The 17,844-nt window shown below is 60.6% G+C and carries 26 protein-coding genes; 19 read left to right on the top strand and 7 right to left on the bottom strand.

The features are described 5' to 3' along the window. Positions 1–35: 35 nt before the first annotated feature. The 3 genes from NMA58_RS08400 to NMA58_RS08390 are packed head-to-tail and all read right to left on the bottom strand — an operon-like array spanning position 36 to position 2,600. On the bottom strand, positions 36–251 hold the full coding sequence (locus NMA58_RS08400) for a hypothetical protein (protein WP_221160211.1): 216 nt from the start codon (positions 249–251) through the stop codon (positions 36–38). A gap of 14 nt (positions 252–265) precedes the next feature. Beyond that, positions 266–2,128: a terminase large subunit gene (locus tag NMA58_RS08395; RefSeq protein ID WP_434712987.1), complete on the bottom strand. Its 1,863-nt coding sequence runs from the start codon at positions 2,126–2,128 to the stop codon at positions 266–268. Further along, positions 2,106–2,600 (bottom strand): P27 family phage terminase small subunit, encoded by a 495-nt coding sequence (locus tag NMA58_RS08390; RefSeq protein WP_221094241.1) that lies wholly within the window; start codon positions 2,598–2,600, stop codon positions 2,106–2,108. Before NMA58_RS08390 ends, NMA58_RS08395 begins: the two co-directional genes overlap by 23 nt. A gap of 117 nt (positions 2,601–2,717) precedes the next feature. On the opposite strand from NMA58_RS08390, the gene NMA58_RS08385 reads away from it, so the two are divergent. Then, positions 2,718–2,888, top strand: coding sequence for a YodC family protein (locus NMA58_RS08385; protein ID WP_434712986.1), 171 nt, complete (start codon positions 2,718–2,720; stop codon positions 2,886–2,888). Between the two features lie 40 nt (positions 2,889–2,928). Here the strand turns inward: NMA58_RS08385 and NMA58_RS08380 are convergent, their stop codons facing one another. Then, on the bottom strand, positions 2,929–3,186 hold the full coding sequence (locus NMA58_RS08380) for a hypothetical protein (protein WP_221094239.1): 258 nt from the start codon (positions 3,184–3,186) through the stop codon (positions 2,929–2,931). A 321-nt stretch (positions 3,187–3,507) separates the two neighbouring features. Here NMA58_RS08380 and NMA58_RS08375 point away from each other — a divergent pair, with 321 nt between their 5' ends. After that, entirely contained in the window at positions 3,508–4,080 is a 573-nt protein-coding gene (locus tag NMA58_RS08375) for a hypothetical protein (protein WP_434712985.1), read from the top strand. 127 nt (positions 4,081–4,207) lie between these two features. Here NMA58_RS08375 and NMA58_RS08370 read toward each other — a convergent pair whose 3' ends face one another. Together NMA58_RS08370 and NMA58_RS08365 are read right to left on the bottom strand one after the other, a co-directional pair. Continuing rightward, positions 4,208–4,354 carry a hypothetical protein gene (locus tag NMA58_RS08370; protein ID WP_434712984.1) on the bottom strand — a complete coding sequence of 49 codons (147 nt, stop codon included), beginning with the start codon at positions 4,352–4,354 and terminating at the stop codon, positions 4,208–4,210. Further along, the gene (locus NMA58_RS08365; RefSeq protein ID WP_434712983.1) at positions 4,351–4,749 is read right to left on the bottom strand and encodes a hypothetical protein; all 399 of its coding nucleotides are present in this window, start codon (positions 4,747–4,749) and stop codon (positions 4,351–4,353) included. The genes NMA58_RS08370 and NMA58_RS08365 overlap by 4 nt, the downstream gene beginning before the upstream one ends. A 1,483-nt stretch (positions 4,750–6,232) precedes the next feature. On the opposite strand from NMA58_RS08365, the gene NMA58_RS08360 reads away from it, so the two are divergent. The 5 genes from NMA58_RS08360 (at position 6,233) to NMA58_RS08340 (ending at position 8,175) form a co-directional block, all read left to right on the top strand. Continuing rightward, positions 6,233–6,832, top strand: a complete 600-nt coding sequence (locus NMA58_RS08360; RefSeq protein ID WP_434712982.1) for a hypothetical protein — start codon at positions 6,233–6,235, stop codon at positions 6,830–6,832. 29 nt (positions 6,833–6,861) lie between these two features. Further along, positions 6,862–7,098, top strand: a complete 237-nt coding sequence (locus NMA58_RS08355) for a hypothetical protein (protein ID WP_221094235.1) — start codon at positions 6,862–6,864, stop codon at positions 7,096–7,098. A gap of 74 nt (positions 7,099–7,172) precedes the next feature. Continuing rightward, positions 7,173–7,358, top strand: coding sequence for a hypothetical protein (locus tag NMA58_RS08350; RefSeq protein WP_221094234.1), 186 nt, complete (start codon positions 7,173–7,175; stop codon positions 7,356–7,358). A gap of 93 nt (positions 7,359–7,451) precedes the next feature. After that, a complete protein-coding gene (locus NMA58_RS08345; RefSeq protein ID WP_434712981.1) occupies positions 7,452–7,715 on the top strand; it encodes a hypothetical protein in 264 nt (87 codons plus the stop codon). 127 nt (positions 7,716–7,842) lie between these two features. Further along, the gene (locus tag NMA58_RS08340) at positions 7,843–8,175 is read left to right on the top strand and encodes a hypothetical protein (RefSeq protein WP_434712979.1); all 333 of its coding nucleotides are present in this window, start codon (positions 7,843–7,845) and stop codon (positions 8,173–8,175) included. A 183-nt stretch (positions 8,176–8,358) separates the two neighbouring features. On the opposite strand, the gene NMA58_RS08335 is transcribed toward NMA58_RS08340, so the two are convergent. Beyond that, the gene (locus NMA58_RS08335; protein ID WP_434712977.1) at positions 8,359–8,763 is read right to left on the bottom strand and encodes a hypothetical protein; all 405 of its coding nucleotides are present in this window, start codon (positions 8,761–8,763) and stop codon (positions 8,359–8,361) included. On the opposite strand from NMA58_RS08335, the gene NMA58_RS08330 reads away from it, so the two are divergent. From NMA58_RS08330 to dnaN, 12 genes are all read left to right on the top strand, one after another. Further along, positions 8,756–9,655, top strand: coding sequence for a hypothetical protein (locus NMA58_RS08330; RefSeq protein WP_434712976.1), 900 nt, complete (start codon positions 8,756–8,758; stop codon positions 9,653–9,655). The genes NMA58_RS08335 and NMA58_RS08330 overlap by 8 nt on opposite strands. Then, the gene (locus NMA58_RS08325) at positions 9,655–10,005 is read left to right on the top strand and encodes a hypothetical protein (protein ID WP_434712975.1); all 351 of its coding nucleotides are present in this window, start codon (positions 9,655–9,657) and stop codon (positions 10,003–10,005) included. The genes NMA58_RS08330 and NMA58_RS08325 overlap by 1 nt, the downstream gene beginning before the upstream one ends. A 22-nt stretch (positions 10,006–10,027) precedes the next feature. Then, entirely contained in the window at positions 10,028–11,026 is a 999-nt protein-coding gene (locus NMA58_RS08320; protein ID WP_434712974.1) for an AAA family ATPase, read from the top strand. Beyond that, positions 11,023–11,424, top strand: coding sequence for a hypothetical protein (locus NMA58_RS08315; RefSeq protein WP_434712972.1), 402 nt, complete (start codon positions 11,023–11,025; stop codon positions 11,422–11,424). The genes NMA58_RS08320 and NMA58_RS08315 overlap by 4 nt, the downstream gene beginning before the upstream one ends. Beyond that, positions 11,421–11,855 carry a hypothetical protein gene (locus NMA58_RS08310; RefSeq protein WP_434712971.1) on the top strand — a complete coding sequence of 145 codons (435 nt, stop codon included), beginning with the start codon at positions 11,421–11,423 and terminating at the stop codon, positions 11,853–11,855. The genes NMA58_RS08315 and NMA58_RS08310 overlap by 4 nt, the downstream gene beginning before the upstream one ends. Then, entirely contained in the window at positions 11,852–12,148 is a 297-nt protein-coding gene (locus NMA58_RS08305; RefSeq protein ID WP_434712970.1) for a hypothetical protein, read from the top strand. The genes NMA58_RS08310 and NMA58_RS08305 overlap by 4 nt, the downstream gene beginning before the upstream one ends. Positions 12,149–12,157: 9 nt before the next feature. Further along, complete coding sequence (locus tag NMA58_RS08300) at positions 12,158–13,315, top strand: vWA domain-containing protein (RefSeq protein ID WP_434712969.1); 1,158 nt, start codon at positions 12,158–12,160, stop codon at positions 13,313–13,315. Between the two features lie 68 nt (positions 13,316–13,383). Next, positions 13,384–13,650: a hypothetical protein gene (locus NMA58_RS08295; protein ID WP_434712968.1), complete on the top strand. Its 267-nt coding sequence runs from the start codon at positions 13,384–13,386 to the stop codon at positions 13,648–13,650. Further along, a complete protein-coding gene (locus tag NMA58_RS08290) occupies positions 13,647–14,939 on the top strand; it encodes an ATP-binding protein (RefSeq protein WP_434712967.1) in 1,293 nt (430 codons plus the stop codon). The genes NMA58_RS08295 and NMA58_RS08290 overlap by 4 nt, the downstream gene beginning before the upstream one ends. Then, positions 14,936–15,787, top strand: a complete 852-nt coding sequence (locus NMA58_RS08285) for a hypothetical protein (protein WP_434712965.1) — start codon at positions 14,936–14,938, stop codon at positions 15,785–15,787. Before NMA58_RS08290 ends, NMA58_RS08285 begins: the two co-directional genes overlap by 4 nt. Before the next feature lie 7 nt (positions 15,788–15,794). After that, entirely contained in the window at positions 15,795–16,553 is a 759-nt protein-coding gene (locus NMA58_RS08280; RefSeq protein WP_434712964.1) for an N-6 DNA methylase, read from the top strand. 58 nt (positions 16,554–16,611) lie between these two features. After that, positions 16,612–17,796 carry a DNA polymerase III subunit beta gene (dnaN, locus tag NMA58_RS08275; protein WP_434712963.1) on the top strand — a complete coding sequence of 395 codons (1,185 nt, stop codon included), beginning with the start codon at positions 16,612–16,614 and terminating at the stop codon, positions 17,794–17,796. The last annotated feature ends 48 nt before the right edge of the window (positions 17,797–17,844 follow it).

Raw genomic sequence — 17,844 nt, 5'->3', positions numbered from 1 at the left:
CTCACCGCCGCTGAAGAGGGAACCGAAGAACCCCTTCATGCTTTTGACCTCGGCGCGAGCAGCAGCGCGAAGACGATCATGAGCACGCCGGCGACGATAAATCCGGCCGGCACGAAGATGAGCCATGCCCCGTAGGCGATCGCGACGGCCCCGGCGAGGCCGATCGCATCACGGACGAGTGCCGGCACAACGCCTGCAGCAATCAAAACAGCCGCCCGCAGGACGCGACCGACAAATCTCAGGAAGCGCATACGGTTGCTCCAAATCAATAAATATTCGACATCGTCTCTTCGAGCGCAGCCATCTCGGCTGCGATCTTCGCCTCGAGCGCGTCGAGATCTTCGTCGCTATCCCAGACCGATTGTTCGCCGGTCTCGACTAGGTCAGCCGCGCCCGAGAGCATCGCGAGCACTGTCATGCCGTCGATACGCCCACGCTGGTGCTTCTTGATGAAGAAGCGATTGTTCTGCGCGTCGGGTTGGACGGCTGCGTTGCCGGAGCACCACTTGGTGATCGGGCTCTCGTCGATGACGATCCGCCGCTGCAGGATGCGATCCTCGAATTTCTGCAGCGACCGCGGCATCCAAAGCGCCTTCTTCGACTGCATGCCAAGGCGGCCCTGGCCGTGAATTATGATCTTGAGGCCGGAACCGACCTCGCCTTCCGGCTCCCAGACCCATGTTTCCAAACCAACGTTGTCGCAGGCCTTGCGGAAGTCGGTGAGGAATGCGGGGTCGACGATCAGCGCCGCGACATTGTGCGAGGCGACCATCTTTCTCACCAGCTCGGCGATGAATTCGTATTCGATCGACCGTCCTGGCACGAGATTGAGGAGCGGCGGGACAGCCGCCGCCCATTCGACATACTGAGCGTGGTCCTCTTCCGCCTTTTCCTTCAGCTTCTCCGCCGGCTTCCAATATTCGACAGCCGCATGAAGGACGCCTTTGGGATCCACCCAGCCCATGCCGAGGGCGGTCAAGTCGTTCTTCTTGGACAGGTCGAGCGTCAGGTAGAGATCGGCGTCGCCTGCATCTTCGATATCGACGCTGCCTTGCACCGCTTCCCAAAAATCCAGATCGATCCAGTATTCGGACGATCCGACTGGGACGCCGAAATATAGGCGTTCGGTGCTCAATCGCATGCCGACCGAGTTACGGGCCGAGTTCACCTCGATCCGCACGTTCTCGATCGGGAACGTGATGCCGAGGCACGGCATGGACTTTTGCCAGCAACGCTCGTCCTCGAACGGCTTATCGCCGGGATCGACACGAGCGATGAACGCGAACGCTGAATCGTCCTCCGCCTCGCCGCGCAGGATCCGCTGGTGAAGCTGGCTCCATTCCGTCGCAACCGGTTGGTCGGCCGCCGGCGTGTTCGTCGACATCCACAGCAGAAAATCGCCGGGCATCTTGGCACCGGCAGACTTCCAGGTCTTCAGAGCGCCGTCCGATTTCCATTCATGGATCTCGTCGGCCGCAACATAGGATGGACGCGGGCCATTGACCTTTTCGTCACCGGCGAGTGACCGGAACTTCGAACCGCTTTCCGGATGCTCGAGCATCCATGTCATGTCGCCGGTACCGCGGGTTAGGATGGTGCCGCGAGAAACGAGGCTTTCGCCATCGAACTCCGCATCCGGCATTTCCGCGTTCGCCATTGCGACCGCATCACCGAAAAGAACGTTGGCCTGGTTGCGGTCCTTCGCAATCGCATAGCACTCGGCGCGCGGGATGCCGCGGGCAAACAGCGTATAGAGGCCGATCGCCGCAGCAACAGGCGACTTGATCTGCCCCTTGCCTGCCTCGACCCACGATGTGCGGAATCGAAGCCGGTTGCTGTCCTTGCGGTACCAGCCGAAAAGCGAGCCGACGACGAATGTCGTATAGCTCGGGAGATAAAATCGCTCGCCGGCTTTGGCGCCGGCGGTGACCTTGAGGATGGCAGGAAAGAAGCCCAAGGCCTTCTTCGCCGCTTCAGGTCGCCACTCCAGCCCGCGATACGGGCCGTATTTCAAGTCGTTCAGGTGCCGTTCGCAGGCCAGCCGGCCGTATTGCCCCGAAGTGATCCAGCCGTCGACAACCTCTTCGGCCCAGGCGGTGACCGGGTCACTTGTTTCCAAGGTAGTCATCAGCGGCGCGCTTCTTCCTTCCAGATCTCGGCGGCGCCTTCTCGGCGCGCCCACGTTCGGTCGGCGGGATTCCGAGTTCGCGCTCGGCCGCCATGACGCGCTTCATCGCTGCGTCAGCGATCGCCTTGTAGGGGTTATGCATCATGACCTTCGTTTTCGGTGCCTTGATCATGATGCCATTGCGGGCAACGTGCGCTTCCGCAAGTTTCCAGTCGGCATAGGCGCCGGCGGCCATCTCTATGAGAACGTCGTTGTCCACATCCAGGAGACCCTTCCGAGCAAGGCTCTGCGTAAGGACCTTCCAGCGCTCGGACGCGATCTTCGCGCGGCGCGAGCCCCATTGTCGGATGTCGACGGTCAGGAGCCAGTTCGGCTCCTCGATATCAACTATTGCCGGCTCTGTTTCGGTTCCAGGAAATGCCCCCTGCACCACATTCGATGCCGGGGTCGGATTTGGCTTTCTGCCTCTCATGCAGACTCGAACGTTCTGCTACCCTGTGGATAGCTGTGGGAAACGCAATGTGTCGTTCCAATTGCAAAAGACTCACCTAAAGTCCGCTCACCGATGAACTCGAAAAGGAGAGAAATAATGCAGTTTGCAATTGGCGACCGTGTGGAACTGAAGTCCGGTGGACCGGAGATGACAGTTCAAACCGCTGACTCAGGAAAGTACTACTGCGTTTGGTTCAATAGGGACGGCGGCTCTTACAAGCTTGAAGGCACTTCGTTTATTGAACAGACCCTAAAGAAGGTCGGTTAGAGGGCTGGCGGCCTGAACGCGCCGCCGCCCATTTTTGACGCTACTCAGCCGGTGTGAAGTCTAGATAAAACTTCGTGCCCGGCTGGATTTTGCCCAGCAGTGCCGGATTCGTGATGCTAAGGGTCAACTCACCCTGCGGAGTGAATTTGGCATACGTGTTGTCTTCGTCGGAACCGTCCGCCGGGTAAGAGCTGCTCCGTGCGACCGCAACCATCTTCACGCGATCGGACTGCTCAAATCTGTTGACTTCCGTTACGCGCATCTTGGCGCGCATTGTGACCTGTTCGCTTATTGCCATTGCGACTTCTCCTTGTTCAGGCCGGTACCGCCGGCCGCGGATCTGTGGTCTTCGCCGGCGCCGGCTCCATGCCTCGGTGAAAATGTGCCGCCACAAATTGCGGGGACAGCAGGCGGCGGAGGCACCCCGACCCCTGCCGGCGAAGTTCTAGAAACAGGGTGGGCCGAGGTGGCGCAGCAGCGGTACCCGCCAGATCACCCGCAAGGTGCCCTACTGATCTGGACCGCACGCTCGGCCGTTTACCTGGTATCGACGAATTTATCCCGTTGCCGACTCAGACGGCCAGGTGCATTCGATATCCAGGCACTCGGGAGAATTGTCATGGATGCTAAAGAATTCGCCAGCCACATGAAGGCTGAAATCGAAGAGATGAAAAACAAGGGGGTCGCTGCTGTCTATGTCGACAACCTTATCAACTACCTGTCAAACGTGGAAAGCACACCGTCCGAAGAACCGTCTGCCGCTCAACTTGAGCATTACAAGGGAACGCTTAACGTTCATCTGGAGGCGATGAAGCATAACAACAATATGCAAATCGAAATGTTCAAGTCCGCGCTCGTGGCAGGTCAAAACGCCATTCGGACCATGATCGTAATCAACGGTGGTGCTGCGGTCGCAATGCTTGCCTTCATCAGCAACCTCCTGAGAGACGGCCGCACGTTCGATGTGGCCGGTTATGCGACTGCAATGTTGGCGTTCACCGCCGGTGCGCTATTGGCAGGCCTGGTATCGGGTGGCACATATCTCACCCAGTGGATTGGCGCGAGCGACTCCCAAGTCGCTTACAGGGTGGCCTTTGGCATAAACTTGGTGACAATTCTGCTCGGAATTGTCTCGTTTGTCGCCTTCGGGATCGGAGCTTGGAAGGCCTACTCAGCATTTCCTGGCGCCTGATAATTTTTCCAAAGGGGGGGCACTTATTTTGCTCTCACTGCGAACGAAGGCCCCGGACGGTGGCGGCCCCTAACGGTCCCAGACATTCGACCACCCCCCGGGGTGCCCGAAAGCGCCCGGTCTGGCGTCAGCCCTTGCGCTCGATTGGTCGCTCGCCTGCCCTTTCAATCGGTCGACGATCAACAGCAACGTCTTTCCCCCTGCCCGATGGAATGGCAGCTTGAACGCCGTTGCGAACATCTGGCTTTGTCTGCCTGCGCATGTCGTCGCTCATGTCTTCCCCCTATGCCAAGGGTGGCGAGGATCAAGGGGCGAGCCGTCCACGGCGCAGCCCTGCACTACTGGCTTGCCGCTTCGTCGCCGAGCTCCGCCGCGTTGCTCTTTCACCTGCCGGTCATGACGGCTGCAAAGGGTGCGCGTGTTGCCGATCACATCGAGCGCCGTGGGATGATCCACGTTCGGGCGAGTGGCGATATGATCGCAGACAAGGCCAGCAGTAGAGCCGCAGCCAGGTACGACGCAGCGCCAGCCGTCGCGCTCATGGGTGGCGCGCTTCAGCGCCTTCCAATGAGGGGAATCGTAGTAGCGATTACGTGCCAGCGCAGACAACTCACAGATTTTTAGAGGTTTCAAACCGATCAGCGGATAACAGCCGCTATCAGCAAGCATCGATCACAAATTGACGAACACTCAGCCACTTGCGTTTGAACGGCAACGGCGCATAGTGCGCAGCAGCAGGCAGCACCAATTTCTTTTGGTGAAAGGTGCGCCATGCAATCCCCTGACATTCTCGCGCTAAAGCTATTTGGGCTTGAGGCAACAGCAAACGGCCCGCTTGCTATCGGCGCGCTTCTACTAATCGCGCTTGCCCTCATGTCGCGACGGAAACGGCATTGATGGCGGAACGAAAAAGGCGGCCAACCCGGAAGGTCGACCGCCTGTCGAAAGACGCAAATCAAGCATCCGCAACCAGATGACTCGTTTCGCCCCGTCCTGTCAACTGGCCTACCTTCCGCCTGCCCTGCTTCCCCTCGCCTCGCGAATCCCTCTCTCCGAACCTTATTGGAGAAGGGAGAATGGCCTTAAAGGCCATCTCCATAGAGGAATAATAAATAACTTCGCGCGCGCACGCGCGAGGCTGGCGCTGATTTTCCGCAGTTTTTCCGCCGATCTTCCGCAGGCCGATTTTCACAGCCCTTGAACGTCTTGCAACCGGAAGGAAAGCAACGCCGATTTTCCGCGTTTCTTCCGCAGATATTCCGCGATCTTTCCGCGAAGCTTCCGCGCGCACGTTCTCGATACGGCCCGCAGTTTCAACCGGCAGTGATACTACAAAAAATATTTTTGGTCGGCGCGATTTTGGGCAGGAAAACCGGCGCGGCGACAGTGGGAATTGACGCCAGGGCGACGAAAAACCGAATCAGTTTGAACGCTGTAGCGCTCCCGTGAAACCGTAAATAAACGCGGTTTCCACCCGTCGAAACCGTCAAATCGAAAATTAATGCGGTTTCAAATCAAAGCCTTAGCGATTTCGCGATCGATATCGGCCAGAACCGCGTTGTAAAACGAAATCAAATCGATATTCTCTCAATCACCGAAGCGAAAACGAAATCACTTCGGGATTGCGAGACGGACTTCCGCCACGCAATGTTCTTTGAAAAGCTGGCGAAGGTCCGATCATCGGCCCCAAGGTTTAGGCGACAAACTCGCGAAAGCGGGCAAAGCCTCGATTGTAAGGCGGACGGTAGGGTCTCGCGGATCAGCGGAAGAGGGCGACCCAATGCTAAGGCATTACCGGCATGACAAAGCCGGGTTTGGGGAAGGACGCGCGGCAAGCGGAAGGGTGAAAGCCCCTTATGCGGACTGAAATGACTTGCCTCGGTGAAGGTCTAGGCCATGGCGACATGGCGCGGGAACATAGCCGGCAACCCAGATAACCGCGTCCGCAGACTGGGCAAGAGCTGCACCCCACAACCGACAACAGGCATGGGTTCCCCTAGCACAAGATCACAACGGAAAATCTGAAGGGCAAGCAATCACTTGCCCCTCATACCACGTGCAAGGAAAGCGCCGCCGCGAGGCAGGCGCTTTCCCGGCATTTGGCCGTCAACCCGCCCCTGCGCGAGGGGCATTCAATCAGGAGAATACGACAATGGCACAGTTTCAGATCATCACCGGTAAGGCACTCAAGAACGCAATCGCCGGCCGCGGCCAGCAGATCGCCACGTTCACCCAGCGCGAGCACCAGCTCGCCGTTTCGGCGCTCGCCCACCTCGGTGAACACAACGACGTCATCTATGTACAGGCGCTCTACGACATGAGCCCGGCCAACTACCAGCGCGGCCTGCGCCTGTGGTTCCTCGAGTTCGGCAAGTGCACGTTCAAGGCCAACGAGTCCGGCAAGGGCGGCGCGTTCGTCTATGCCAAGTCCAAGGCCAGCGACATCGAGGGCGCAATGAAGGTCGCCCCGGCGAATTTCGAGAAGGAGGGCAAGGAGTCGACCACGGAAGCCAAGGCTTTCAACGCCGCTGAGTACCTCGCCAAGGTCGTCGAGAAGCTGACGAAGGAAGGCGCCGACGTGCGGGTTATCCGCGCCGTCGAAGGTGCGCAGAAGGTCGCCGCCGGTCCGGTCGTTGTCGTCCGCAACCAGAAGCCCCTGCCGACTGCAGCCGAAAAGGCAGCCGCGCCGAAGCGCGCCGCCAAGAAGGCCGACCCCATGCAGGCACCCGCCGCCAACGCCGTCGCTGCCTAAGTCACCATCCGGAAACAAGGGTATTTTGAATGGCAATCGCCTTTGATACACTCGGTTATGCGAAGCGCCTGCGTGATGCAGGCGTGAAACCGGAGACGGCAGAAGCACACGCGGAAGCCGCAAGGGATTTCATCATGGCCGAGCTGGTCACGAAAACAGATCTTGCCGCAGCGATCGACACGCTGACGCTGCGGCTGACAACCCGGCTGGGCGGCATCATGGTGGCGGGCGTTGGTGCGCTCGCCCTCATCATCAAGCTGACCTAGCCTCTCAATCCATCCCCACCATGCAAGCCCGGCCATCGCGCCGGGCTTTTGCGTTTCCAGCTTGAGGTAAACCCATGCCGAGCCAGCACTCGACACGCATGCGCATGCCCGCCGATTGGGAAACCGCCCGCCAGCGCCAGCAGCGCCAGGCCGCCGATGAATTGGCGGCATATCTCGCCAGGGCGGCCACGATGCGCGCCCGCATCGCCACCGCAAGAATTCTAATCTCCGAGCCGGTCACCCCTGCCCCCGGCCGGTGAGCGCAAGCACTCTCCCCCTCATGTCGCTTGCGCGGCCGCACGCTTCTGTCCCCCAGGCGTGCGGCCTTCCAGCGACATGCAATGAGGCATCCGATGAAATCCAAGCTTTCACCCGCCCAGCGGCGCAAAGACGCCATCGAGCGGCGCTTTCCCTCCTGGTACCTCACCGGCGAAATGACGTCGCCAGCGCTGCACATAACGGCAGCGTTCCGCTCCATCGCCGAGCTGGCGACACTCCGCGCCTACATCATGCGCGGCAACATTAGCCCCGCAATGTGCGTGCTTCTCAGGCAGTCCGCCCTCCGCTCCGCGAGGTTCAATCTCTGGGTCGGTCGGCGCTCTTCACCTCTCCCCTGAAAGGATCCTCACCGTGTTGAGTTTCAAGGATTCGCTCGCCTTCTTGGCTATCTGCGTTTTCGTCACTTCCTTTTCCATCTGGGGCGCCGTTATCGCCGCCCTTATCAACTAACGAGGACAATCGAGTATGATCACCAGAGAACGCGCCGCCAGCGTGGACAACTTCGTGCGCCAGTTCGCCGCTGAGCGGATGACGGACGGCGTGGAGAAGATCGCCGCCGACATGATCGGCGGCATCCTGCATTGGGTGATGCGCAATGCGGAGATGGCTGGCGAGGACGGCCGCAAGCCCGCCCTTGGCGTCGCCCGCGTCGGCCTATCGTCGTTCATCAGCGACCTGCACCGCATCGAGGGCAACCCCAAGCCGCCCGAGTGCTACACGCTGATCACGGTGCGCACCGAAGAAGGTCTGTGGGTGTCTGAAACCGGCTATGAGGAACTGGTCCAGCGAGGGAAGTGATGGCCGAACAGCAGGAACTGCCGCTCCCCTCCTCGACGACATGGAAAACACCCAAGGGCAATCATACCTGCAAGCGCGACCCTGAAGCCGGGCCCGGCACCTGCTGGCACTGGTGGGACGGATGCCCCAAGGCCGAAAGTCGCGGCTGCTACCTGCTTTGGCTGAAGGGCCAAGGTAAGCCGCCTACCGCGGATACCCCTTGTCCAAGTAATATTTGAACGCTTGGCAGAACGTGCCCTGTGTCTTCTGCTTTTGTAGATCGGCTGCGATGTAGTGGGCACGCTTGCGCCCCCGCGCAATAACCGCGTCCTTGCTTATCGCAAGCTCGATCATCGCCGAGCCGATCGAGATCTGCATTGCGTCATTATTCATCGGCACCCCGCAGATGCCTTGGCCAACCGCCAAGACAGCAACCTTCTCGATCCACAGCGACTCCTGTTTCGCCGATGCGGGGAAGGCGACCAGCGCAAGACATATTCCAACTATTGCCGTTCGCATCGATGCCCCCAGTTCCGGTAGGCCCAAGGTGGCCACCGTCGCCGGAGGTGTCAAGACGGCGCAACCCAATCGGAGAAATGAGATGAACATGATGACCACCGGTATTCAACCGGCGGCGCTGGAAACGCGCGCCATGATCGTCAACTTGACGATATCGCAATGGTCAGGCCGTCGCCTCGATCGACAGGTGACGGACGAGGTCAACTCGTCCCATGGCGCATCTGACGACGCCGGCCGCTATAACAAGCTGCTCATCCCCAAGGATGCGCTGGCGCCGATCGAGAAGATCGTCAATGCCACCCGTACCGACTTCCGCAAGCGCACCCTGCCGTGGATCGACGACGGCGGCCGGATCATGGCGGCCGACGCCTACCTGGCGCATTCCCGATGGATTGACGGGCAGCGCATCAAATTCGACGCGGCTGTCGACGCCTTCGTGACTGAATATCCCTCGCTGCTGACCGCTGCCAGCAAGCGCCTGAACACTATGTTCAAGGCGGAAGATTATCCGTCTCCGGAAGAGCTGCGCACCAAGTTCGCCATGGCCGTCACTGTCATGCCGGTACCGACTGCGGACGACTTCCGGGTGAACATGTCCCAGGCACAGGCCGACCGGATCCGCGCCGACATCGAGGAGAATGTCAGGCAGGCGACGGCGAACGCCATGCGCGACGTCTACCGGCGCATCGCCGATGTCACCGGCCGGATGGTCGAACGGCTGACTGCCTACAAGCCGGCTCAAAAGAAGGGCGAGCGCTCCGAGGGCACCTTCAAGGATAGCCTGGTCGAGAACGTGAAGGATCTCGTCGACATCATGCCGGCGCTCAACATCGTGGGCGACCCGTCGCTGACGGCGATCGCCGAGGAGATGCGGGCGCTTATCAAGTTCCCGGCTGACACGCTGCGGGTGAGCCCGACGGCACGGCAGGACGTCGCGGATAAAGCGCGCGAGATCCTCACCACAGTGAGCGATTACCTCTGATGCCCGCGACCTTCTCCGCCAATATGACCGTGCTGCCCGAGCTGGTTGGCGAGCGTATCGAGATGCCGGTCACCTTCCCCGGTAAGACGCCAAATCTTGACGGCCTGCGAAAGGCTATCGAGCCTCACCTCGACGGGCAGAAGCTCGAGCATGTCGCCGTCCTCTGGCACGGACGGCGCTGTAGCATGTTCGTTGGCGAGACGAGCACGATCGATGGACGGATCCGCAACGTCGAAGCCACTGCGATCTATCGCAACAACTGGCTGTCCCAGCATCCCGAAACTGACCCCGAAGAACTGCCGCCGATCTGCGGACCGGCGGTCTTATTCGACCGCAACGTCTGGTTCTGACGTTCAATCGCAGGAGAAAACCATGCATCTGAAGGACGCCGCGCGCGCCATCACCCGCTATATGAAAGCCGATATCCCTGTGATGATGTGGGGTGCGCCCGGGATCGGCAAGACGGATTTCTGCTACCAACTCGGCCAGCAGACAGGCCGGCAGGTCATCGACTGGCGCACCAACCTACGCGATCCGGTCGACGCCCGCGGTCTGCCGGTCGCCGATCTCGAGAACAACGTCGCCCGCTGGCTGCGGCCGAGCGACCTGCCCTTCGAGGGCTCCGATTTTCCCGACGACTCCATCGTGTTCCTCGACGAGATCAACACCGCGTCGCCCGCCATGCAGGTGGTGGCGATGCAGCTGGTGAACGAACGCCGTGTCGGCGAGCACCGGCTGAAGAAGGGCGTCTACATCATCGCCGCCGGCAATCGGCAGTCCGACAAGGCCGCTGCGCAGCGCATGCCGACGGCACTCGCGAACCGCCTCGCTCACATCGATGTCGAGGCCGATGTCGATATCTTTTGCGACTGGGCCTATGACAACCAGATCAACCCGATGCTGATCGCCTTCCTGCGGTGGCGCCCTGCGATGCTGCACGACATGGCCGGGCAGGATCTGCGCGCCTTCCCGACGCCGCGCTCTTGGGAGCGCACGTCGCGCATCATCGATGACGAGGACGACCCGCTTTTTCTCCAGATGGTGACAGGCCTGGTCGGCGAAGGTGCAGCGGCCGAGTTCATCGGCTTCGTCCGCACCTATCGCAACCTGCCGTCGCTCGATCTGGTGCTTTCCAATCCGAACGGCGCGAAGGTGCCGGCCGATCCGTCTGCGCGCTTCGCGATCGCCGTCGCCCTCGCACACAAGGTTACGGCCAAAACGTTCGAAGCCGGCATGAACTATATCCGCCGGCTGCCGAGCGAGTTCGAGATCCTCTTCGGCATCGATGCCGTCAAACGTGACACTGGCCTGTCTCATACGCAGACCTTCGTCGATTTCTCGACCCGCAATCAGGAAGTCATGATCGGATGAAACAGCGCACCTGGCTCGACAAGGATGGCAAGGTTGCGAGGAAAACAGACATTTCGCAGCTGACCAGAGTGAAGGGGCCAGAGGCAAAAGTTAAGCGGTTGGCGAAGAACTGGCCGACTATAGAGTGGACGTTCTACGGCTTCATGGCGGACGGCAGTAGCCGGAAATGGTTTCTGACCTATCAGGTGGTGCAGCGCCGGTTTCAGGCCGTCGCTGCCCACATGAACGAGCAGGAAGAGAAGTATTTTGCCCACATGGGCGACTTGTTTCCCATCAACTGGCAGGAGGTGCCGGCCAAGAAGCCGCGCAACATCACCACGCTCCTCCGAGGCTATCTGTCGGCCGAGCAGATCGCCGAGGCTCTCGCCACATCTATCGAAATCGGGAAACGCAAATGAGCAAGAGCAATCCGCCGCGTCTGATCCTCGGTCCATTCACGGAAACGCCGCACCTTCCCGAAGACGGTATCCTCTCCTGGGGTTTCATCACCGTTCGTGAGGACCATAGCGTCCAGTGGATGCAGCTGCATTTCAATATCCAGAAGCGAACCTTTTACACGTCATCAAACAGCAATGGCCGCTTCTATGTCTCAAGTGCCCACAGCTACACGACGAAGGACGGCCGAACGCGATCACGATCTGCGAAGCTTCGGCAGATCTCGTCATACATTAAGGGCGATGAGGATCTGACCAACCAGAACGGCGGCATGTTCCTCGGTGGCAGCGTGCCGGAACCGATGTCTGGACTACTGCGAGATCTGCTGAAAAAGCTGCTCAAAGACGAAGACATAGCATTGGTGACGCGGCTGTCGATCGGGGCGCATCGATGAAGATCACCGCTCATGTTCTCGACACGCTGTATCACCCGCCGGAGAAGGACGTTTACAATCTTTCCTGGCGGTTCAATCCCAAAATCAAACGTCGGCGGATGCCGCCTTACATCCTTGAGTTCAACACCTGGAAACGAGAATTCGTCCTGAAGCGGGGAACTCGTGGGGACGCATGGAGGAGATACGACGTCGACGATCCTCGTCTCCTCGATCTGCTAAAATCACGACTATCTCCCGCTGACATCGCTGCTTGCATCCGCACCGCCATCCTCGATGACGGCCTGCCGTTTTAGGAGACCATTATGGCACTGACTGCCGAACAGAAGATCCTTGCCGCCCGCACCTCGCTGATGTGGGACCATCCGTTCTTCGGCTCGCTCGCCGTGCAGCTCGTGCTGGTCGAGGAGAACAGCTATCCGACCATGGCGACTGACGGAACGCACCTCTTCTGGAATCGCAAGTTCGTCGACGGGCTGAAGAAGCCGGAGTTGGTGTTCGTTCTCGCCCACGAGGTGATGCATAATGCACTCGATCACCACGTCCGTAAGGGTCGCCGCGAGCACGAGAAATGGAACAAGGCTTGCGATTACGCGATCAATGGCGAGCTTTCGACTTGCGGTTTGAAGATGCCGAAGTGCGGCCTGATCGATGCGCAATATACCGGCCGCGGTGCCGAGGAGATCTATTCGCTTCTTCCCGACGAGCCGAAAGGCGGCGGTGCCGGCGGGAAGGATGATCCAGGCGGCTGCGGTGCGGTCCTGCCGGCAGCGGCGGCACACGAAGCCGAGAAGCTCGCGAAGGCCTCGGCCGACATGAAGGTCAAGGTCCGGCAAGCGGCAGCGATCGCAGCCAAGGCCGCCGGCGGGATCGGCAACTTGCCCGGCTCGATGCAGCGGCTCATCGAGAAGCTGCTCGCCCCCGTGGTCGACTGGCGCGCCGTGCTGCGGCGCTTCATCGATGACAGCCAGACCCGAGACTATACATGGATGAAGCCCAACCGCCGGCATATCGGTTCCGGCTTCATCCTTCCCGGGCTGATGACCGACGGCTTGAACCACCTAGTCGTTGGCGTCGACTCCTCTGGATCGACGTTCGACCCTGAGATCCTGCAGCGCTTCGCCTCCGAGATAAGCGGTGCATTTGGTGACGGCTCGATCGACAAGGTCACCGTGATCTATGCCGATACCGCAGTTGCCCGCGTCGACGAATTCGAGCGAGGCGACGAGATCGTCTTCAACATCGAAGGCGGCGGTGGGACGGCGTTCTCCAACACCTTCAGGTGGATCGAGAAGAATGTACAGGACGCTTCCGCCATCATCTACTTCACAGACCTTTATGTGACGGACTTCGGCAAGCGACCGGCCGCGCCGCTCATGTGGGCGGTCTACGGCGACAGCCGACAGTTTAAAGACCTGTCGGCAAAGACACCATTCGGCGAAGCGATCAGCCTCGCTGCCTGATCCATTACAGCCCATTGCCATTCATTAACCTGCCGCCTCCGGGCGGCTTTTTCATTGGGAGAACCAACATGCTCGAGCTCCTGATCGGGCTTTTCGTAGGCGGCTCCGTCGGCGTCCTCTCACGGTCGCTCGGCGGGGCGAGCAAAGAGCAACCACCAAATCCTCTCGCGCCTCTACTCGAGGATCTGCTCGCCACTCTGCGCCTCAATCTCAGCCTCCTCAAGGAAGAGCTGTACAACCGACGCCTTTCAGGCGTTCCGGAATACATCGCGCCTGTCGAGATCGCCGTCGACCGGACGAAGAAAGCAATCGCAACAGCAGAGGGATGGACATGAGCTTCGGAAAGGTCACGATGACGGCCGAGCAGGTGAAGCGCCTTTCGCCGGCAGAACAGCAACTCGCCAGAGCGCTCGCCGCGGAGATGGGAAAAGCTATCCCGGCCAAACCCGTTCCTGTCGAGACGCCGCCCGCCGGCGGCATTGATCTCGGCCGATCGGAATTCGGGAAAGCCATCTACCTCGACACCGAGAAGCTGCTCGACGGTCGCTTGCTGGTCCAGGGCACGTCGGGCGCAGGCAAGAGTTGGACGCTTCGACGCATTGTCGAACAGACTCACGGCCTGGTGCAGCAGATCATCGTCGATCCGGAGGGCGAGTTCGGCTCACTCGCCCAGCATTTCGACTTCCCCATCCTCGACGGAACGAAGCTCGACGCCGCTGCCCTCGCCGTCGCAGCCGGCCGGGTGCGTGAGCACCGCCTGTCCGTGCTCCTGGATCTCTCGCAACTCGATCGAGAAGCGCAGATGCAGAGCGTGACGGCGTTCGTCGGCGCGCTGATCGCAGCGCCCCGCGAGAACTGGCACCCTGCCCTGATCGTCATCGACGAGGCGCACCTGTTTGCGCCGTTCGGCGGCGCAGGCCTCGCCGCCACCTCGGTTCGTCAGGCGGCAACGCAGACCATCACCGACCTCATGAGCCGCGGACGCAAGCGCGGCTTGGCTGGCGTGCTGGCAACGCAGCGTATAGCCAAGCTGGCAAAATCCGTCTCGTCGGAGATCCTGAATTTCCTGATCGGCTTGAATACGCTCGATATCGACATTCGCCGCGCCGCCGAGACGATAGGCTGGGATGCCAGCAAGGGTTTCGACCGGTTGCCGATGCTGCAGCCGGGTGATTTCGTCGCCTCCGGACCGGCCTTCTCGCAGGCGCCGGCCACTCTGCATATCGGCGCCGTGGAAACGCGGCACATTGGCGCTCGTCCGGAGATCGTCGCACCGACGCAGATCGATGCGGCTGCAGCTGCTTCGCTGCTCGACCTCGAACAGCTCCACGCCGCCACCGCCGGCGGCGAGGAAATCCGATCGGAAGCCAGCATACCGCCGGCCTACCGTTCCATCCGCGCCTTCATCCGCGAGCCTGCGTTCGCAGACGCCGGCAGGATCTGGGAAGTTCTTCGGCCGCTTGCACCCCAGGGTGCCGCCGTGGCGGACCTCGCCGACTATCTGTCGATCGACGTCGGCCGCGTATCGGCCGCCCTCGCTCTCCTCGACAGCTACGGCGCAATCGAGATCAGCGACATGGCCGAAGGCCGCGCCGTTCGCGTAGGAAAAGGAATGACCATATGACCCTGAAGCCCGTATCCTTCAGCCGCCCAGTCGTCCATGAACCGCGCATCTCCAAACCCTATATCCCTGGCAAGCATGATAAGCGTTTCTGGACGGACGCCGAGAATGACATCATCCGGGAGCATTTTCCGAATGGCGGCGCAGCCGCCTGCCTCGCTCGTTTGGGTGAGCACCGCACGCTGCTGGGTCTCTATAACCAAGCCAAGAAGCTTGGGATTAAATCCAACCGTATGACCGCTGCTCGGAGGCGGCACCGGTCCTCGCCTGAACTCGATGCGCAGATCCGGGAGGAGTGGCAGAAGCTCGATGCCGGCAAAAAGGGAGTCGTCAACGATCTCGCCGATCGGCTCGGCCTGCCGCGCTGGTGGTTGACCAAGCGCCTTACGCATCTGGGCCTGACCACGCGCCACAAGAAGGAGCCGCCGTGGACGGCGGCCGAAGACGAGCTGATGAAGCGCGCGCCGCTGCATATGCCGGACAAGGCAGCGAAGATGTTCCGCGAGCATGGTTTCATCAGATCGCCAACGGCAATCGTGGTCCGGGCCAAGCGCCTCAACCTGTCTCGCCGTGCCGCGCGGGAGGAGCTATCGGCGACCAAGGCAGGGAACATCCTGGGCGTCGATATCAAGTTCATCACGGGCCGGATCCTCGCCGGTGAACTTCCAGCGACGAAGCGTGAAGATAAGCGCCGGGCCCAGCAGGGCGGCAGCGCCTGGGACGTCAAGCCTTCCGATCTCCGGAAGTGGATCCTCGACAACATTGACCAGGTTGATCTGCGCAAGGTCGACAAGGTTCCGTTCATCATGCTCATCGCGGAGGATCCTGACCGTGAGCAACCCCCATCTTAAGAGCGTCGTGAAGCTCTTCGAGTCGTGTCGATATCGGCACGACCTCTACACCATCTTCTCCGATTGGTGCGCCTGCGCGGCGATCGCTATGAGCAATGCTCTCGACATTCGGCAGCGTGAAGAACGAGAAGCGCGCTACCTCGATATCGTCAAGCGCTACAACAAGGAAGAGCTGGCCATCTTCCCGCAGATCCTCGGCGAAGTGACGATGGCACTGGAAACCGCTCCGCAGGATATTCTCGGCGCCACTTTCCACGAACTCGAGCTACACAACACGGCGCGCGGCCAGTTCTTCACGCCGTATGCCTTGTGCAAGATGATGGCCGTGATGCAAATCGGCGATCACACCAAAGCTGAGGTCGAGCGGCGCGGGTATATCACGGCGCACGAGCCGGCTGTGGGCGCCGGAGCGACTATCATTGCTCTTGCTGAAGCGCTGAAGGATGCCGGCATCAACTATCAGCAGCACCTGCATGTGGTCGCCGTCGACGTGGATCCACGCGCCGTGCATATGGCCTACGTGCAGTTTTCGCTGATGCATATCCCGGCGCAGGTGATTGTCGGCGATACGCTCCGGCTGGAGTTCCGCGAGGACTGGTTCACACCGGCACACATCATGGGGTTCTGGTCAGGGCGCCTCGCTGCCGATCGCCGTCCGCAGGAAATCTTGATCGATATCCCGGAACCCAAACCGCCGCCACCCGACCTAATCGAACCGCCGCCGCGAGCGGCGACTGGCCTTCCACTTTTCGACTTCGGTCTTTGACCGATCCACCCGCCGCCGACAGGCGGTTTTTTTATGCGCAAACTCAGGAGAAACCCGCATGCAATCCGATAACGTTGTCCAGCTTTTCACCACTGAAAACCCTTCCGCACTCGTCGATCGCGCCGAGATGACCGAGTGCACGGCCTTGCTCGCCAAACTGTGCGGCGGCAAGTCTTCCATCCCCATTCTCAGCCATATCCGCATCGCTTCGGAACCGGGCGGAGTGGCTCTGACCGCCACCAATCTCGACATCCAGGCTGAAACGTCGATCGCTGCCGACGTCGATGCCCGCTTCTCGGCCGCTCTGCCGGCCGCCGCCCTGCTCAAGTTGATGAAGAAGGGCACACCCAGCACCACCACAATCCTCGAGCTGCTCGCCGACGAAGCCGATTCCAACGCCGAACGAACCGTTGCCAACAAGTGCGCTATCCAGCTTGCCAGCTCCAGGTTCGTGCTCGACGCCATGCCGACCGATGATTTTCCGGACCTGATCCGGCATGCGGAAGGAGACAAGGTGCACCGCTTGACAGTCGGCAGCGCGATCCTTTGGAACGCCCTCGACGGGACGATCGACGCGGTCTCCACAGATCCGACGCGCTATTACCTGAATGGCGTCTATATCCATACCCATAACAGCCGCCTCCGCTTCGTCAGCACCGACGGTCATCGGCTTTATATCCAGGACACCAATATCCAGACGGGCAAGCACGAAATCGGCGCCATCCTGCCGACCGAGGCCGCGAAGTTCGTCGCGAACCTGCTCGACGGCCACGCCGGCGCGGATCCTGTGAAAGTCGAAATCTCGAAGGGCGTCGCCGTCTTCATCTTCCGCGATGTCGCCGTGACGGCAAAGGTGATCGACGGCACGTTTCCGGATTACCAGCGCGTCATTCCCGCCGAACCGGATAAGACTGCAACGATCGCCGGCGGCGAACTGTCGGCCCGCGTTGCCTCTCTCGTCGACTGCACCGGGGCAGCAACTGTCCACCTGAAGTTTGGAGGAGAGCAGCTCGCCATCAGCGCGACCGGCCCTGCAGGCCAAGGCACGACTGGGATGCGGTGCGACTATCGTGGCGAAGAGCTCGAGATCGCATTCGATGCCGCCTACCTGCGCTCGGCAATCGAAGCCGCAAGTCCCGACAGCCGCAACATGCGGATCCGTATGGCGGACAGCCTCTCGCCGGCGCTCGTGACAGGTTCGATCGGCGGCTGGACAGGCGTCCTGATGCCGACGAAGGCATAATCCAGTCAATCACCGGGCCGCTTTGAGCGCCCCTTTTGTTTCCAGGAA

The sequence above is a fragment of the Rhizobium sp. YTUHZ045 genome (assembly GCF_051124255.1).
In the GTDB taxonomy this organism is placed as follows: Bacteria; Pseudomonadota; Alphaproteobacteria; order Rhizobiales; family Rhizobiaceae; genus Rhizobium.
The sequence above is the reverse complement of the archived record's forward strand: the minus strand, read 5'-3'. Positions and strand labels throughout refer to the sequence as shown.

Excerpts from the sequence above, each read along its gene's own strand:
- NMA58_RS08295 (WP_434712968.1), top strand. The coding sequence starts at position 13,384 with ATGCTCGAGCTCCTGATCGGGCTTTTCGTAGGCGGCTCCGTCGGCGTC.
- NMA58_RS08325 (WP_434712975.1), top strand. The coding sequence starts at position 9,655 with ATGCCCGCGACCTTCTCCGCCAATATGACCGTGCTGCCCGAGCTGGTT.
- NMA58_RS08380 (WP_221094239.1), bottom strand. The coding sequence starts at position 3,186 with ATGGCAATAAGCGAACAGGTCACAATGCGCGCCAAGATGCGCGTAACG.
- NMA58_RS08300 (WP_434712969.1), top strand. The coding sequence starts at position 12,158 with ATGGCACTGACTGCCGAACAGAAGATCCTTGCCGCCCGCACCTCGCTG.
- NMA58_RS08360 (WP_434712982.1), top strand. The coding sequence starts at position 6,233 with ATGGCACAGTTTCAGATCATCACCGGTAAGGCACTCAAGAACGCAATC.
- NMA58_RS08335 (WP_434712977.1), bottom strand. The coding sequence starts at position 8,763 with ATGTTCATCTCATTTCTCCGATTGGGTTGCGCCGTCTTGACACCTCCG.
- NMA58_RS08315 (WP_434712972.1), top strand. The coding sequence starts at position 11,023 with ATGAAACAGCGCACCTGGCTCGACAAGGATGGCAAGGTTGCGAGGAAA.
- NMA58_RS08290 (WP_434712967.1), top strand. The coding sequence starts at position 13,647 with ATGAGCTTCGGAAAGGTCACGATGACGGCCGAGCAGGTGAAGCGCCTT.
- NMA58_RS08285 (WP_434712965.1), top strand. The coding sequence starts at position 14,936 with ATGACCCTGAAGCCCGTATCCTTCAGCCGCCCAGTCGTCCATGAACCG.
- NMA58_RS08305 (WP_434712970.1), top strand. The coding sequence starts at position 11,852 with ATGAAGATCACCGCTCATGTTCTCGACACGCTGTATCACCCGCCGGAG.
- dnaN (WP_434712963.1), top strand. The coding sequence starts at position 16,612 with ATGCAATCCGATAACGTTGTCCAGCTTTTCACCACTGAAAACCCTTCC.
- NMA58_RS08400 (WP_221160211.1), bottom strand. The coding sequence starts at position 251 with ATGCGCTTCCTGAGATTTGTCGGTCGCGTCCTGCGGGCGGCTGTTTTG.
- NMA58_RS08340 (WP_434712979.1), top strand. The coding sequence starts at position 7,843 with ATGATCACCAGAGAACGCGCCGCCAGCGTGGACAACTTCGTGCGCCAG.
- NMA58_RS08355 (WP_221094235.1), top strand. The coding sequence starts at position 6,862 with ATGGCAATCGCCTTTGATACACTCGGTTATGCGAAGCGCCTGCGTGAT.
- NMA58_RS08350 (WP_221094234.1), top strand. The coding sequence starts at position 7,173 with ATGCCGAGCCAGCACTCGACACGCATGCGCATGCCCGCCGATTGGGAA.
- NMA58_RS08395 (WP_434712987.1), bottom strand. The coding sequence starts at position 2,128 with ATGACTACCTTGGAAACAAGTGACCCGGTCACCGCCTGGGCCGAAGAG.
- NMA58_RS08390 (WP_221094241.1), bottom strand. The coding sequence starts at position 2,600 with ATGAGAGGCAGAAAGCCAAATCCGACCCCGGCATCGAATGTGGTGCAG.
- NMA58_RS08370 (WP_434712984.1), bottom strand. The coding sequence starts at position 4,354 with ATGAGCGACGACATGCGCAGGCAGACAAAGCCAGATGTTCGCAACGGC.
- NMA58_RS08365 (WP_434712983.1), bottom strand. The coding sequence starts at position 4,749 with ATGCTTGCTGATAGCGGCTGTTATCCGCTGATCGGTTTGAAACCTCTA.
- NMA58_RS08345 (WP_434712981.1), top strand. The coding sequence starts at position 7,452 with ATGAAATCCAAGCTTTCACCCGCCCAGCGGCGCAAAGACGCCATCGAG.
- NMA58_RS08310 (WP_434712971.1), top strand. The coding sequence starts at position 11,421 with ATGAGCAAGAGCAATCCGCCGCGTCTGATCCTCGGTCCATTCACGGAA.
- NMA58_RS08385 (WP_434712986.1), top strand. The coding sequence starts at position 2,718 with ATGCAGTTTGCAATTGGCGACCGTGTGGAACTGAAGTCCGGTGGACCG.
- NMA58_RS08320 (WP_434712974.1), top strand. The coding sequence starts at position 10,028 with ATGCATCTGAAGGACGCCGCGCGCGCCATCACCCGCTATATGAAAGCC.
- NMA58_RS08375 (WP_434712985.1), top strand. The coding sequence starts at position 3,508 with ATGGATGCTAAAGAATTCGCCAGCCACATGAAGGCTGAAATCGAAGAG.
- NMA58_RS08330 (WP_434712976.1), top strand. The coding sequence starts at position 8,756 with ATGAACATGATGACCACCGGTATTCAACCGGCGGCGCTGGAAACGCGC.